A 13,841-nucleotide genomic window follows, 5' to 3' on the forward strand; every position below is an offset into this window, starting at 1 on the left:
GAATGAAAAAGAAATTAACTAGTTTAGCACTTGCAGGTGCTTTTTTATGCTTGTCATTTCATGGGAATGTTCAAGCTCAAGAAAGTTCAGGAAATAAAATCCACTTTATAAATGTTCAGGAAGGTGGCAGTGATGCGATCATTCTTGAAAGTAATGGACATTTTGCCATGGTGGATACAGGAGAAGATTATGATTTCCCAGATGGAAGTGATTCTCGTTACCCATGGAGAGAAGGAATTGAAACATCTTATAAGCATGTTCTGACAGATCGTGTTTCGCGACATTTAAAGGAATTGGGTGTCCAAAAACTTGATTTTATTTTGGTAACCCATACCCATAGTGACCATATTGGAAACGTTGATGAGTTACTGCAAACCTATCCAGTTGGTCGTATCTACATGAAAAAATACTCTGATAGTCGGATTACAACACCAACTCATCTATGGGATAATCTGTATGGCTATGATAAGGTTTTACAGACTGCTGCAGAAAAAGGTGTTTCAGTTATTCAAAACATTACACAAGGAGATGCTCATTTTCAGTTTGGGGACATGGATATTCAACTCTATAACTATGAAAATGAAACTGATTCATCAGGTGAATTAAAGAAAATTTGGGATGACAATTCTAATTCTTTGATTAGTGTAGTGAAAGTCAATGGTAAGAAAATTTACCTCGGAGGAGATTTGGATAATGCTCATGGAGCAGAAGACAAGTATGGTCCTCTCATTGGAAAAGTTGATTTGATGAAGTTTAATCATCACTATGATACCAATAAATCAAACACCAAGGATTTCATTAAAAATTTGAGTCCGAGTTTGATTGTTCAAACTTCGGATAGTTTACCTTGGAAAAATGGTGTTGATAGTGAGTATGTCAATTGGCTCAAAGAACGAGGAATTGAGAGAATTAACGCAGCCAGCAAAGACTATGATGCGACAGTTTTTGATATTCGACAAGATGGTTTTGTCAATATTTCAACTTCTTACAAGCAGATTCCAAGTTTTCAAGCTGGTTGGCATAAGAGTGCTTATGGAAACTGGTGGTATCAAGCGCCTGACTCTACAGGAGAATATGCAGTTGGTTGGAATGAAATCAAGGGTGAATGGTATTACTTCAACCAAACGGGTATCTTGTTACAGAATCAATGGAAAAAATGGAACAATCGTTGGTTCTATTTGACAGACTCTGGTGCATCTGCTAAAAATTGGAAGAAAATCAATGGAAGCTGGTATTATTTCAACAAAGAAAATCAGATGGAGACTGGTTGGCTTAATACTGGCGGTCAGACCTATTATCTATCAAATGATGGGGATATGATAACAGGATGGCGTAAGATTGATGGACAATGGTACTATTTTGCTCAATCAGGGGAAATGAAAACGAGCTGGGTAAAAGATAAAGAAACCTGGTACTATATGGATTCTACTGGTACCATGAAGACAGGCGAGATAGAAGTTTCTGGTCATCATTACTATCTAGAAGAATCAGGAGCTATGAAGCAAGGCTGGCTTAAAAAGGCAAATGATTGGTATTTCTACAAGACAGATGGTTCACGAGCTATAGGTTGGATTAAAGACAAGGATAAATGGTACTTCTTGAAAGAAAATGGTCAATTACTTGTGAATGGTAAGACACCAGAAGGTTATACTGTTGATTCAAGTGGTGCCTGGTTAGTGGATGTTCCGGTAGAGAAATCTGCTACAACTAGAGATACAAGTAACTCAGAAATAAAAGAATCCAATGAAGTAGTGAAAAAAGATCTTGAAAATAAAGAAACGAGTCAACACGAAAGTATTACAAGTTCTTCAACTAGTCAAGATTTGACTTCTTCAACTTCACAAAGCTCTGAAACGAGTGCAAATAAATCGGAATCAGAACAGTAGTAAAAAAGAAGGTTTTAGGGCCTTCTTTTTCCTATCAACTCTTTTCTATTTCCTGCCATTCATGTTATAATGGATAAATATGAAGAATCGGAGTGAGACTATGAAATACAAACGGATTGTCTTTAAGGTGGGAACTTCTTCTCTGACAAATGAGGATGGAAGTTTATCACGTAGTAAGGTAAAGGCTATTACCCAGCAGTTGGCTATGTTGCACGAGGCTGGTCATGAATTGATTTTGGTGTCGTCAGGTGCCATTGCAGCTGGTTTTGGGGCCTTAGGATTTAAAAAGCGTCCGACTAAGATTGCTGATAAGCAGGCTTCAGCAGCGGTAGGGCAAGGCCTTTTGTTGGAAGAATACACGACTAATCTTCTCTTGCGACAAATCGTTTCTGCACAAATCTTGCTGACCCAGGATGATTTTGTGGATAAGCGCCGTTATAAAAATGCCCATCAGGCTTTGTCGGTTTTACTTAGCCGTGGGGCGATTCCTATCATCAATGAGAATGACAGTGTCGTTATTGATGAGCTCAAGGTTGGGGACAATGATACTCTGAGTGCACAGGTTGCAGCCATGGTCCAAGCAGATCTTTTGGTCCTCTTGACAGACGTAGACGGTCTATATACAGGAAATCCTAGTTCAGATCCAAGAGCCAAACGCTTGGAGAAAATCGAGACCATCAATCGTGAGATTATTGATATGGCTGGCGGAGCCGGTTCTTCAAACGGTACTGGGGGCATGTTAACCAAAATCAAAGCTGCAACTATTGCGACAGAATCGGGCGTTCCTGTTTATATATGCTCATCCTTGAAGGCAGATGCAATGATTGAGGCTGCAGAGGAGACCAAGGATGGTTCCTACTTTGTTGCGCAAGAGAAGGGACTTCGTACCCAAAAACAATGGCTGGCCTTTTATGCTCAGAGTCAAGGTTCTATTTGGGTTGATAAAGGTGCTGCAGAAGCTCTCTCTCAACATGGCAAGAGTCTCCTTTTATCTGGTGTTGTTGAAGCAGAAGGTGCCTTTTCTTACGGTGATATCGTGACAGTATTTGACAAGGAAAGTGGAAAATCACTTGGAAAAGGACGCGTGCAATTTGGAGCATCTGCTTTGGAGGATATGTTGCGTTCTCAAAAAGCTAAGGGTGTCTTGATTCACCGCGATGACTGGATTTCCATTACTCCTGAAATCCAACTACTCTTTACAGAATTTTAGAGGTAAACTATGGTAAGTACACAAGAACAATTTGAACAGGTACAGGCTGTTAAAAAATCAATCAACACAGCTAGTGAAGAGGTGAAAAACCAAGCCTTGCTAGCCATGGCTGATCATTTATTAGCAGCTACTGAGGAGATTTTAGCGGCAAATGACCTTGATATGGAAGCTGCTAAGGGTAAAATCTCAGATGTGATGCTGGATCGTCTTTATTTGGATGCAAGTCGTATAGAAGCGATGGCAACTGGGATTCGTGAAGTGGTTGCTTTACCAGATCCAATCGGTGAAATTTTAGAAATCAATCAGCTTGAAAATGGTTTGGTTATCACAAAGAAACGTGTAGCTATGGGAGTTATTGGTATTATCTATGAAAGCCGTCCAAATGTGACGTCTGATGCAGCTGCTTTGGCTCTTAAAAGTGGAAATGCAGTTGTTCTTCGTAGTGGTAAGGACGCCTATCAAACAGCCCATGCCATTGTCACAGCCTTGAAGAAGGGCTTGGAGACGACTACCATTCATCCAGATGTGATTCAACTAGTGGAAGATACCAGCCGAGAAAGCAGCTATGCCATGATGAAGGCAAAGGGCTATCTAGACCTTCTCATTCCTCGTGGGGGATCTGGTTTGATCAATGCAGTGGTTGAAAATGCTATCGTACCAGTTATCGAGACAGGAACTGGGATTGTCCATGTTTATGTCGATAAGGATGCAGACGAAGACAAAGCTCTGTCTATCATCAACAATGCTAAAACCAGTCGTCCTTCTGTTTGTAATGCCATGGAGGTTCTGCTGGTTCATGAAGACAAGGCAGCAAGCTTCCTTCCTCGCTTGGAGCAAGTTCTAGTTGCAGAGCGTAAAGAAGCTGGGCTGGAACCAATTCAATTCCGACTTGATAGCAAAGCAAGCCAGTTTGTTTCTGGTCAAGCGGCTGAAGCTCAAGACTTTGACACCGAGTTTTTAGACTATGTATTAGCTGTTAAGGTTGTGAGCAGTTTAGAAGAAGCGGTTGCCCATATTGAAACCCACAGTACCCATCATTCGGATGCCATTGTGACGGAAAATGCTGAAGCTGCAGCTTACTTTACAGATCAAGTGGACTCTGCAGCCGTCTATGTCAATGCCTCAACTCGTTTCACAGATGGTGGCCAATTTGGTCTTGGTTGTGAAATGGGGATTTCTACTCAGAAATTGCACGCGCGTGGTCCAATGGGCTTGAAGGAGTTGACTAGCTACAAGTATGTGGTTACTGGTGACGGACAGATAAGGGAGTAAGAGATGAAGATTGGATTTATCGGTTTGGGGAATATGGGAGCTAGTTTGGCCAAGGCTGTTTTGCAGGCCAAGACGGGTGCTGACCTTCTCCTTGCCAATCGTAGTCAAGTCAAGGTAGATGCTTTCATTGCCAACTTCGGTGGTCAGGCTTCCAGCAATGAAGAAATATTCGCAGAAGCAGATGTGATTTTTCTAGGTGTTAAGCCAGCTCAGTTCTCAGACTTACTTTCTCAATACCAGACCATTCTTAAAAAAAGAGAAAGTCTTCTTTTGATTTCCATGGCAGCTGGATTGACTTTAGAAAAACTAGCAAGTCTTATCCCAAATCAACACAGAATTATTCGTATGATGCCAAATACTCCTGCTTCTATCGGTCAAGGAGTGATTAGCTATGCCTTGTCTCCTAATTGCAGGGTTGAGGACAGTGAGCTTTTTTGTCAGCTTTTAACTAAGGCTGGTCTCTTGGTTGAACTGGGAGAAGGATTAATCGACGCGGCGACAGGTCTTGCAGGTTGTGGACCAGCCTTTGTCTATCTCTTTATTGAGGCCTTGGCAGATGCAGGTGTTCAGACAGGATTACCACGAGAAATAGCATTGAAAATGGCAGCTCAAACTGTGGTAGGAGCTGGGCAATTGGTTCTTGAAAGTCAGCAACATCCTGGAGTATTGAAAGACCAAGTTTGTAGCCCAGGCGGTTCGACTATCGCTGGTGTAGCAAGCCTAGAAGCTCATGCTTTTCGAGGGACAGTCATGGAGGCAGTTGGTCAAGCCTATAAACGAACACAAGAACTAGGTAAATAAGAGGTGGCTTTGTCTGCCTCTTTTATGGTGGTTGAAATGAGAAGACAAAAAAGATTGTCACAAACCTCTATTTTTTTGATAGAATAGAAGTAGTAAAAAAGAAATGAGTTAGACATGTCAAAAGGATTTTTAGTCTCTCTTGAGGGACCAGAGGGAGCAGGAAAGACCAGTGTTTTAGAGGCTCTGCTACCAATTTTAGAGGAAAAAGGGGTAGAGGTGCTGACGACCCGTGAACCTGGCGGAGTCTTGATTGGGGAGAAGATTCGGGAAGTAATTTTGGACCCAAGTCATACTCAGATGGATGCGAAGACAGAGTTGCTTCTTTATATTGCTAGTCGCAGACAGCACTTGGTGGAAAAAGTTCTTCCAGCACTTGAAGCTGGCAAGTTGGTCATTATGGACCGCTTCATCGATAGTTCTCTTGCCTATCAGGGATTTGGTCGTGGCTTGGATATTGACGCCATTGATTGGCTCAATCAGTTTGCGACAGATGGCCTCAAACCCGATTTGACACTCTATTTTGACATAGAGGTGGAAGAAGGGCTGGCTCGTATTGCTGCTAATAGTGACCGCGAGGTCAATCGTTTGGACTTAGAAGGGTTGGACTTGCACAAAAAAGTTCGTCAAGGTTACCTTTCTCTTCTGGACAAAGAAGGAAGTCGTATTGTTAAGATTGATGCTAGTTTTCCTTTGGAGCAGGTTGTGGAAACTACCAAGGCTGTCTTGTTTGATAGAATGGGATTAGTTAAATGAAACAAGATCAACTAAAGGCCTGGCAGCCAGATCAGTTTGACCGCTTTGTCCGTATCCTACAACAAGACCAGCTCAATCATGCCTACCTCTTTTCAGGTTTCTTTGGAAGCCTGGAAATGGCGCAATTTTTAGCTAAGAGCCTCTTTTGTACGGATAAAGTAGGCGTGTTGCCATGTGAAAACTGCCGAAATTGTAAGCTGATTGAACAGGGAGAATTTCCCGATGTCACTTTGATTAAGCCAGTTAATCAGGTCATCAAGACAGAACGGATTCGAGAATTGGTGGGGCAGTTTTCTCAAGCAGGGATTGAAAGCCAGCAGCAGGTCTTTATTATCGAGCAAGCTGAGAAAATGCATCCTAACGCGGCTAATTCTCTGCTCAAGGTCATCGAAGAACCCCAGAGTGAGGTTTACATTTTCTTCTTGACCAGCGATGAGGAAAAGATCTTACCAACAATCCGCAGTCGGACCCAGATTTTCCACTTTAAAAAGCAAGAAGAGAAGCTCATCTTGCTCTTAGAAAAAATGGGACTGGTTAAGAAAAAGGCGATTCTTCTAGCTCAGTTTAGTCAATCGCGAGCTGAAGCGGAAAAGTTGGCTAATCAGGCAAGTTTTTGGACCTTAGTCGATGAAAGTGAACGCCTGCTGACTTGGTTAGTGGCTAAGAAAAAAGAAAGTTATTTGCAGGTTGCTAAATTAGCGAACTTGGCAGATGACAAGGAAAAACAAGATCAGGTTTTACGGATTCTTGAAGTCCTCTGTGGACAAGATATCCTACAAGCAAGAGTGCGGGTGATTCTACAAGATTTGCTAGAAGCCAGAAAAATGTGGCAAGCTAATGTCAGCTTTCAAAATGCCATAGAATATCTTGTCTTGAAAGAAATATAAACTTAAAAATGATTGATAAAGAAAGGAAAGGGCTGTTTTATGGACAAAAAAGAATTATTTGATGCGCTGGATGATTTTTCACAACAGTTATTGGTAACCTTGGCCGATGTGGAAGCCATCAAGAAAAATCTCAAGAGCCTGGTAGAGGAAAATACAGCTCTTCGCTTGGAAAATAGTAAGTTGCGAGAACGCTTGGGTGAGGTGGAAGCAGACGCTCCCGTCAAGGCCAAGCATGTTCGCGAAAGTGTTCGTCGTATTTACCGTGATGGATTTCACGTTTGTAATGATTTTTATGGACAACGTCGAGAGCAGGATGAGGAATGCATGTTCTGTGACGAGTTGTTATACAGGGAGTAGGCATGCAGATTCAAAAAAGTTTTAAAGGGCAGTCTCCCTACGGCAAGCTGTACCTAGTGGCAACGCCGATTGGCAATTTAGATGATATGACCTTTCGAGCTATTCAGACCTTGAAAGAGGTGGACTGGATTGCTGCTGAGGACACGCGCAATACAGGTCTATTGCTCAAGCATTTTGACATTTCTACCAAGCAAATCAGTTTTCATGAGCACAATGCTAAGGAAAAGATTCCTGATTTGATTGGTTTCCTGAAAGCAGGACAAAGTATTGCTCAGGTATCCGATGCGGGTCTGCCTAGCATCTCAGACCCTGGTCATGATTTGGTTAAGGCAGCCATTGAGGAAGAAATTGCGGTTGTGACTGTTCCAGGTGCCTCTGCAGGAATTTCTGCTTTGATTGCCAGTGGTTTAGCGCCACAGCCACATATCTTTTACGGCTTTTTACCGAGAAAATCAGGCCAGCAAAAGCAATTTTTCGACTCGAAAAAAGACTATCCTGAAACACAAATTTTTTACGAGTCGCCTCATCGTGTGACAGATACGTTAGAAAATATGCTAGAAATCTACGGTGATCGCTCGGTCGTCTTGGTTAGGGAATTGACTAAAATTTATGAAGAATACCAAAGAGGAAAGATCTCTGAATTGTTGGAAAGTATAGCTGAAACGCCACTTAAGGGAGAATGCCTTCTCATTGTTGAAGGTGCCAGCCAAGATGTGGAGGAAAAAGATGAGGAGGACTTGTTCTTAGAAATCCAAGCCCGTATCCAGCAAGGTATGAAGAAAAATCAAGCTATCAAGGAAGTCGCTAAGATTTACCAGTGGAATAAGAGTCAACTCTACGCTGCCTATCACGACTGGGAAGAAAATCAAGAAAATGACTAAACAGGGAAGTTTGCCTTCTTCCCTTTTTTTGTTATACTAGTAGAAGAAAAAAATAGAAAGATTTGTGGGTGTCAAACAGCCCCGTGGGGTGTTTTGACATGGACTTACGTCCCACCCAAAGAGGTATTAGTGTCGTGTCTCAATCTTATATCAATGTTATCGGTGCTGGTTTGGCAGGTTCTGAAGCAGCCTACCAAATTGCAGAACGTGGTATTCCAGTTAAACTTTATGAAATGCGTGGTGTCAAGTCAACACCCCAGCACAAAACAGACAATTTTGCTGAGTTAGTTTGTTCCAATTCCCTTCGTGGGGATGCTTTGACAAATGCTGTTGGGCTCCTTAAGGAAGAAATGCGTCGCTTGGGTTCTGTTATTTTGGAATCTGCTGAAGCAACCCGTGTTCCTGCAGGTGGTGCGCTTGCGGTGGACCGTGATGGTTTCTCCCAAATGGTGACCGAAAAAGTGGCCAACCATCCCTTGATTGAAGTGGTTCGTGATGAAATTACAGAATTGCCGACAGATGTTATCACAGTTGTCGCTACTGGTCCCTTGACTAGCGATACCTTGGCTGAGAAGATTCATGCCCTTAATGATGGCGATGGTTTCTATTTCTACGATGCGGCAGCGCCTATTATCGACGTCAACACTATCGATATGAGCAAGGTCTATCTCAAGTCTCGTTATGATAAGGGAGAAGCCGCTTATCTCAACGCTCCAATGAACAAGCAGGAGTTTATGGATTTCCATGAAGCCTTGGTCAATGCGGAAGAAGCTCCGCTCAATTCTTTTGAAAAAGAAAAGTACTTTGAAGGCTGTATGCCTATCGAAGTCATGGCTAAACGTGGTATTAAAACCATGCTTTATGGTCCTATGAAACCAGTCGGTCTTGAGTATCCAGAAGACTACACAGGACCTCGTGATGGAGAATTCAAAACCCCTTATGCGGTTGTCCAGCTTCGTCAGGACAATGCGGCTGGTAGCCTTTACAATATTGTTGGTTTCCAGACCCACCTCAAATGGGGAGAACAAAAGCGTGTCTTCCAAATGATTCCAGGTCTTGAAAATGCGGAGTTTGTACGTTATGGTGTCATGCACCGCAATTCTTACATGGATTCACCAAATCTTCTTGAGCAGACCTATCGTTCCAAGAAACAGCCAAACCTCTTCTTTGCTGGTCAGATGACAGGTGTGGAAGGCTATGTTGAGTCAGCTGCTTCAGGCTTGGTTGCGGGAATTAACGCCGCTCGTCTCTTCAAGGGAGAAAGCGAGGCTGTTTTCCCAGAGACCACAGCGATTGGAAGTCTGGCTCATTATATCACCCATGCTGACAGCAAACATTTCCAACCAATGAATGTCAACTTTGGGATTATCAAGGAGTTGGAAGGCGAGCGTATTCGTGATAAGAAGGCTCGTTATGAAAAAATTGCAGAGCGCGCTCTTAGCGACCTAGAAGAATTTTTAACTGTCTAATTTTTTTGAAAGAATTGCTCATGATACTATAAAAATCTTAGAAATTGTGATAAAATAGGTAGGATAAAAGAAGGAGAGTGAAAATGGCGAATCCCAAGTATAAACGTATTTTAATCAAGTTATCAGGTGAAGCCCTTGCCGGTGAACGAGGCGTAGGGATTGATATCCAAACAGTTCAAACAATCGCAAAAGAGATTCAAGAAGTTCATAGCTTAGGTATCGAAATTGCCCTTGTTATTGGTGGAGGAAATCTCTGGCGTGGCGAACCTGCTGCAGAAGCAGGAATGGACCGCGTTCAGGCAGATTACACAGGAATGCTTGGGACTGTTATGAATGCTCTTGTGATGGCAGATTCATTGCAACAAGTTGGGGTTGATACACGTGTGCAAACAGCTATTGCTATGCAACAAGTGGCAGAGCCTTATGTCCGTGGCCGTGCCCTTCGTCACCTTGAAAAAGGCCGTATCGTTATCTTTGGTGCCGGAATTGGTTCACCTTACTTCTCAACCGATACAACAGCGGCCCTTCGTGCAGCTGAAATCGAAGCAGATGCCATCCTTATGGCTAAAAATGGTGTCGACGGTGTTTACAATGCCGATCCTAAGAAGGACAAGACAGCTGTTAAATTTGAAGAATTGACCCACCGTGACGTTATCAATAAAGGTCTCCGTATCATGGACTCAACAGCTTCAACCCTCTCAATGGACAACGATATTGACTTGGTTGTCTTTAACATGAACCAACCAGGCAACATCAAACGTGTCGTATTTGGTGAAAATATCGGAACAACAGTTTCAAATAATATCGAAGAAAAGGAATAAGAAAGATTATGGCTAACGCAATTATTGAAAAAGCTAAAGAGAGAATGACCCAGTCTCACCAATCACTTGCTCGTGAATTTGGTGGTATCCGTGCTGGCCGTGCCAATGCAAGCTTGCTTGACCGTGTACATGTAGAATACTATGGAGTCGAAACTCCTCTTAACCAAATCGCTTCAATTACCATTCCAGAAGCGCGTGTTTTGTTGGTAACACCATTTGACAAGTCTTCATTGAAAGACATCGAACGTGCTTTGAACGCTTCTGATCTTGGTATCACACCAGCGAATGACGGTTCTGTGATTCGCTTGGTTATCCCAGCTCTTACAGAAGAAACTCGTCGTGACCTTGCTAAAGAAGTGAAGAAGGTCGGTGAGAATGCTAAGGTGGCTGTCCGCAATATCCGTCGCGATGCTATGGACGAAGCTAAGAAACAAGAAAAAGCAAAAGAAATCACTGAAGACGAATTGAAGACTCTTGAAAAAGACATTCAAAAAGTAACAGACGATGCTGTTAAACACATCGACGACATGACTGCCAACAAAGAGAAAGAACTTTTGGAAGTCTAAAAATAAACAGAAAAACTCAGTTGGCATTGCTGGCTGAGTTTTATTCGAAAGAAGGAAATATGAATACAAATCTTGCAAGTTTTATCGTTGGACTGATTATCGATGAAAATGACCGTTTTTACTTTGTGCAAAAGGATGGTCAAACCTATGCTCTTGCTAAGGAAGAAGGCCAACATACAGTAGGGGATACGGTCAAAGGTTTTGCCTACACGGATATGAAGCAAAAACTCCGCCTGACCACTCTAGAAGTGAATGCCACTCAGGACCAATTTGGTTGGGGAACTGTAACGGAAGTTCGTAAAGACTTGGGTGTCTTTGTGGATACAGGCCTTCCTGACAAGGAAATCGTTGTGTCACTCGATATTCTCCCTGAGCTCAAGGAACTCTGGCCTAAGAAGGGCGACCAACTCTACATCCGTCTTGAGGTGGACAAGAAAGACCGTATCTGGGGATTCTTGGCTTATCAAGAAGACTTCCAACGTCTGGCTCGTCCTGCCTACAACAACATGCAGAACCAAAACTGGCCAGCCATTGTTTACCGCCTCAAGCTGTCAGGTACCTTTGTCTATCTGCCAGAAAATAACATGCTTGGCTTTATCCATCCTAGCGAGCGCTATGCGGAGCCACGTTTAGGACAAGTTTTAGATGCGCGCGTTATTGGTTTCCGTGAAGTGGACCGCACGTTGAACCTCTCCCTCAAACCACGTTCCTTTGAAATGTTGGAAAATGATGCTCAGATGATTTTGACTTACTTGGAAAGCAATGGCGGTTTCATGACCTTAAATGATAAGTCATCTCCAGACGATATCAAGGCAACCTTTGGCATTTCTAAAGGTCAGTTCAAGAAAGCACTCGGTGGCTTGATGAAGACTGGTAAAATCAAGCAAGACCAGTTTGGTACAGAGTTGATTTAGGCCTTATAGACATGAAAAAGAAACTTGAAGAAATGAGTTTAGAGGAACTCTAGCAACTTTTTCCTATTTTTCTAGTAGAGCACAAGTCAGAGTGGAAAGACTGGTATGAATTGGAGAAAACAAGTCTTAAAAAAATATTGGGTGCAAATGTTATTAAAAGAATAGAACATATCGGTAGCACTGCTATCCCTAATATTTGGGCCAAAAATATCGTTGATATTCTGTTAGAAGTAGGTAGAATAGAGGATTTAGCAAGAGTTAGGGATTTATTGGTGAAGAATGGGTGGATAGTGATGTCGGAGAGTCCTAACAGGATTTCGCTAAATAAAGGATATACAGAGCAGGGATTTGCTGAGAAAGTTTTTCATTTACATTTGCGAATGACGGGAGATCATAACGAGATTTATTTTAGAGATTATCTCTGCCAGCATCCAGATATCGCCCAAGCGTATCAGGAATTAAAACTCAGTTTGTGGAAACAATTTGAACACAATCGAGACGCCTATACAGATGCGAAAACGGATTTTATAAACCACTATGTGTCAGAGGCTAAGTCCAGTAATTTTTAAAAATCAGAAAAGTTTCATCAAAAAAAGTCTTGATAGGAGAAAGAATTGAGAAAATCATTTTACACTTGGCTCATGACCGAGCGCAATCCTAAAAGTAACAGTCCCAAAGCTATCTTGGCAGACCTAGCTTTTGAGGAGTCAACCTTTCCAAAACACACAGATGATTTTGATGAGGTGAGTCGCTTTTTGGAAGAACATGCCAGTTTCTCTTTTAACCTAGGAGACTTTGACGCCATCTGGCAAGAATACTTAGAACACTAGCATGATTCATTGGGGTTGGGCTAGTAATTTCTCCACCCCTTTGCTATAATAAAAAGAAATAAAAGGATTAGAGAGGTTCTTTATTTGAAGGAACATTCAATAGACATTCAACTGAGTCATCCAGATGACCTGTTTCATCTTTTTGGTTCCAATGAACGCCATCTTCGTTTGATGGAAGAAGAGCTTGATGTGGTGATTCATGCCCGTACGGAGATTGTCCAGGTTTTGGGAGAAGAGACTGCCTGTGAGGAAGCCCGTCAAGTTATTCAGGCCTTGATGGTTTTGGTGAACCGTGGGATGGCCGTTGGTACGCCAGATGTGGTGACTGCAATTAGCATGGTCAAAAACGATGAAATTGACAAGTTTGTTGCCCTTTACGAAGAAGAAATCATCAAAGACAATACTGGGAAGCCTATCCGCGTCAAAACCTTGGGTCAAAAGCTTTATGTGGATAGTGTTAAACAGCATGATGTGACCTTTGGAATTGGGCCAGCAGGAACAGGGAAGACCTTCCTTGCAGTGACCTTGGCTGTGACAGCTCTTAAACGTGGTCAGGTTAAGCGGATTATCCTAACACGCCCGGCAGTGGAAGCTGGCGAGAGTCTAGGTTTTCTTCCGGGTGATCTTAAAGAGAAGGTAGATCCTTACCTTCGACCTGTTTATGATGCCTTGTATCAGATTCTGGGAAAAGACCAAACAACTCGACTCATGGAGCGTGAAATTATCGAGATTGCGCCCCTTGCCTATATGCGTGGACGAACCTTGGATGATGCCTTTGTCATTCTCGATGAGGCGCAAAATACGACTATCATGCAGATGAAGATGTTCTTGACTCGTTTAGGTTTTAATTCTAAGATGATTGTCAATGGAGATATCAGTCAGATTGACCTTCCGCGTAACGTCAAGTCCGGTTTGATTGATGCTCAGGAAAAGCTCAAGAACATTCACCAGATTGACTTTGTTCATTTTTCAGCCAAGGATGTGGTTCGCCATCCAGTTGTCGCTCAGATTATCCGAGCTTATGAACCAGCTCCAATTAAAAATGAAGAGCGTGAAGAAATCCAAGAAGAAACAGAATAGCAAGAAAGAGCAGTTCAGGTGGAATTGCTCTTTCTTTTATCTGATAATTAGATTTTTTAGGCTCTTTGTCAACTGTAGTGGGTTGAAGAAAAGCTAAGATCGCGAAAGGACAAA

Annotated in this window: 15 protein-coding genes; all 15 read left to right on the top strand. The window is 42.4% G+C overall.

Going from position 1 to position 13,841, the window contains the following annotated elements; all coding sequences use genetic code 11:
- Positions 1-2: 2 nt before the first annotated feature.
- The 15 genes from cbpE (at position 3) to L0P31_RS01945 (ending at position 13,727) form a co-directional block, all read left to right on the top strand.
- The gene (gene cbpE, locus L0P31_RS01875; protein ID WP_238095497.1) at positions 3-1,886 is read left to right on the top strand and encodes a phosphorylcholine esterase CbpE; all 1,884 of its coding nucleotides are present in this window, start codon (positions 3-5) and stop codon (positions 1,884-1,886) included.
- Positions 1,887-1,986: 100 nt separating this feature from the next.
- Positions 1,987-3,096 carry a glutamate 5-kinase gene (gene proB, locus L0P31_RS01880; protein WP_238095499.1) on the top strand — a complete coding sequence of 370 codons (1,110 nt, stop codon included), beginning with the start codon at positions 1,987-1,989 and terminating at the stop codon, positions 3,094-3,096.
- A gap of 9 nt (positions 3,097-3,105) precedes the next feature.
- Positions 3,106-4,368, top strand: coding sequence for a glutamate-5-semialdehyde dehydrogenase (locus L0P31_RS01885; protein ID WP_238095501.1), 1,263 nt, complete (start codon positions 3,106-3,108; stop codon positions 4,366-4,368).
- 3 nt (positions 4,369-4,371) lie between these two features.
- Positions 4,372-5,169, top strand: coding sequence for a pyrroline-5-carboxylate reductase (gene proC / locus L0P31_RS01890; RefSeq protein WP_238095503.1), 798 nt, complete (start codon positions 4,372-4,374; stop codon positions 5,167-5,169).
- A 114-nt stretch (positions 5,170-5,283) separates the two neighbouring features.
- Entirely contained in the window at positions 5,284-5,922 is a 639-nt protein-coding gene (gene tmk, locus L0P31_RS01895; protein ID WP_238095505.1) for a dTMP kinase, read from the top strand.
- Positions 5,919-6,809 carry a DNA polymerase III subunit delta' gene (locus L0P31_RS01900; protein ID WP_238095507.1) on the top strand — a complete coding sequence of 297 codons (891 nt, stop codon included), beginning with the start codon at positions 5,919-5,921 and terminating at the stop codon, positions 6,807-6,809. The genes tmk and L0P31_RS01900 overlap by 4 nt, the downstream gene beginning before the upstream one ends.
- Before the next feature lie 39 nt (positions 6,810-6,848).
- Positions 6,849-7,166: a DNA replication initiation control protein YabA gene (gene yabA, locus L0P31_RS01905; protein WP_000358228.1), complete on the top strand. Its 318-nt coding sequence runs from the start codon at positions 6,849-6,851 to the stop codon at positions 7,164-7,166.
- 2 nt (positions 7,167-7,168) lie between these two features.
- Positions 7,169-8,047 carry a 16S rRNA (cytidine(1402)-2'-O)-methyltransferase gene (gene rsmI, locus L0P31_RS01910; RefSeq protein WP_238095509.1) on the top strand — a complete coding sequence of 293 codons (879 nt, stop codon included), beginning with the start codon at positions 7,169-7,171 and terminating at the stop codon, positions 8,045-8,047.
- Positions 8,048-8,181: 134 nt separating this feature from the next.
- Positions 8,182-9,516, top strand: a complete 1,335-nt coding sequence (gene trmFO, locus L0P31_RS01915) for a methylenetetrahydrofolate--tRNA-(uracil(54)-C(5))-methyltransferase (FADH(2)-oxidizing) TrmFO (RefSeq protein ID WP_238095522.1) — start codon at positions 8,182-8,184, stop codon at positions 9,514-9,516.
- Between the two features lie 83 nt (positions 9,517-9,599).
- Positions 9,600-10,337, top strand: coding sequence for a UMP kinase (gene pyrH, locus L0P31_RS01920; RefSeq protein ID WP_000002996.1), 738 nt, complete (start codon positions 9,600-9,602; stop codon positions 10,335-10,337).
- An 8-nt stretch (positions 10,338-10,345) separates the two neighbouring features.
- Positions 10,346-10,903: a ribosome recycling factor gene (gene frr, locus L0P31_RS01925; RefSeq protein WP_001262225.1), complete on the top strand. Its 558-nt coding sequence runs from the start codon at positions 10,346-10,348 to the stop codon at positions 10,901-10,903.
- Positions 10,904-10,962: 59 nt separating this feature from the next.
- The gene (cvfB, locus tag L0P31_RS01930) at positions 10,963-11,817 is read left to right on the top strand and encodes an RNA-binding virulence regulatory protein CvfB (protein ID WP_033684987.1); all 855 of its coding nucleotides are present in this window, start codon (positions 10,963-10,965) and stop codon (positions 11,815-11,817) included.
- Positions 11,818-11,882: 65 nt separating this feature from the next.
- Positions 11,883-12,386 carry a GrpB family protein gene (locus tag L0P31_RS01935; protein ID WP_238095524.1) on the top strand — a complete coding sequence of 168 codons (504 nt, stop codon included), beginning with the start codon at positions 11,883-11,885 and terminating at the stop codon, positions 12,384-12,386.
- 45 nt (positions 12,387-12,431) lie between these two features.
- The gene (locus L0P31_RS01940) at positions 12,432-12,647 is read left to right on the top strand and encodes a YozE family protein (protein ID WP_084851727.1); all 216 of its coding nucleotides are present in this window, start codon (positions 12,432-12,434) and stop codon (positions 12,645-12,647) included.
- A gap of 84 nt (positions 12,648-12,731) precedes the next feature.
- Positions 12,732-13,727 (top strand): PhoH family protein, encoded by a 996-nt coding sequence (locus tag L0P31_RS01945; protein ID WP_238095510.1) that lies wholly within the window; start codon positions 12,732-12,734, stop codon positions 13,725-13,727.
- Positions 13,728-13,841 lie beyond the last annotated feature (114 nt).

It is taken from the genome of Streptococcus mitis, assembly GCF_022137125.1.
Lineage (GTDB): Bacteria > Bacillota > Bacilli > Lactobacillales > Streptococcaceae > Streptococcus > Streptococcus mitis_CE.

Bases quoted from the DNA above. Each gene is read 5' to 3' on its own strand.
- cvfB (WP_033684987.1), top strand. From the start codon at position 10,963: ATGAATACAAATCTTGCAAGTTTTATCGTTGGACTGATTATCGATGAA.
- L0P31_RS01885 (WP_238095501.1), top strand. From the start codon at position 3,106: ATGGTAAGTACACAAGAACAATTTGAACAGGTACAGGCTGTTAAAAAA.
- cbpE (WP_238095497.1), top strand. From the start codon at position 3: ATGAAAAAGAAATTAACTAGTTTAGCACTTGCAGGTGCTTTTTTATGC.
- frr (WP_001262225.1), top strand. From the start codon at position 10,346: ATGGCTAACGCAATTATTGAAAAAGCTAAAGAGAGAATGACCCAGTCT.
- yabA (WP_000358228.1), top strand. From the start codon at position 6,849: ATGGACAAAAAAGAATTATTTGATGCGCTGGATGATTTTTCACAACAG.
- proC (WP_238095503.1), top strand. From the start codon at position 4,372: ATGAAGATTGGATTTATCGGTTTGGGGAATATGGGAGCTAGTTTGGCC.
- pyrH (WP_000002996.1), top strand. From the start codon at position 9,600: ATGGCGAATCCCAAGTATAAACGTATTTTAATCAAGTTATCAGGTGAA.
- L0P31_RS01900 (WP_238095507.1), top strand. From the start codon at position 5,919: ATGAAACAAGATCAACTAAAGGCCTGGCAGCCAGATCAGTTTGACCGC.
- proB (WP_238095499.1), top strand. From the start codon at position 1,987: ATGAAATACAAACGGATTGTCTTTAAGGTGGGAACTTCTTCTCTGACA.
- tmk (WP_238095505.1), top strand. From the start codon at position 5,284: ATGTCAAAAGGATTTTTAGTCTCTCTTGAGGGACCAGAGGGAGCAGGA.
- rsmI (WP_238095509.1), top strand. From the start codon at position 7,169: ATGCAGATTCAAAAAAGTTTTAAAGGGCAGTCTCCCTACGGCAAGCTG.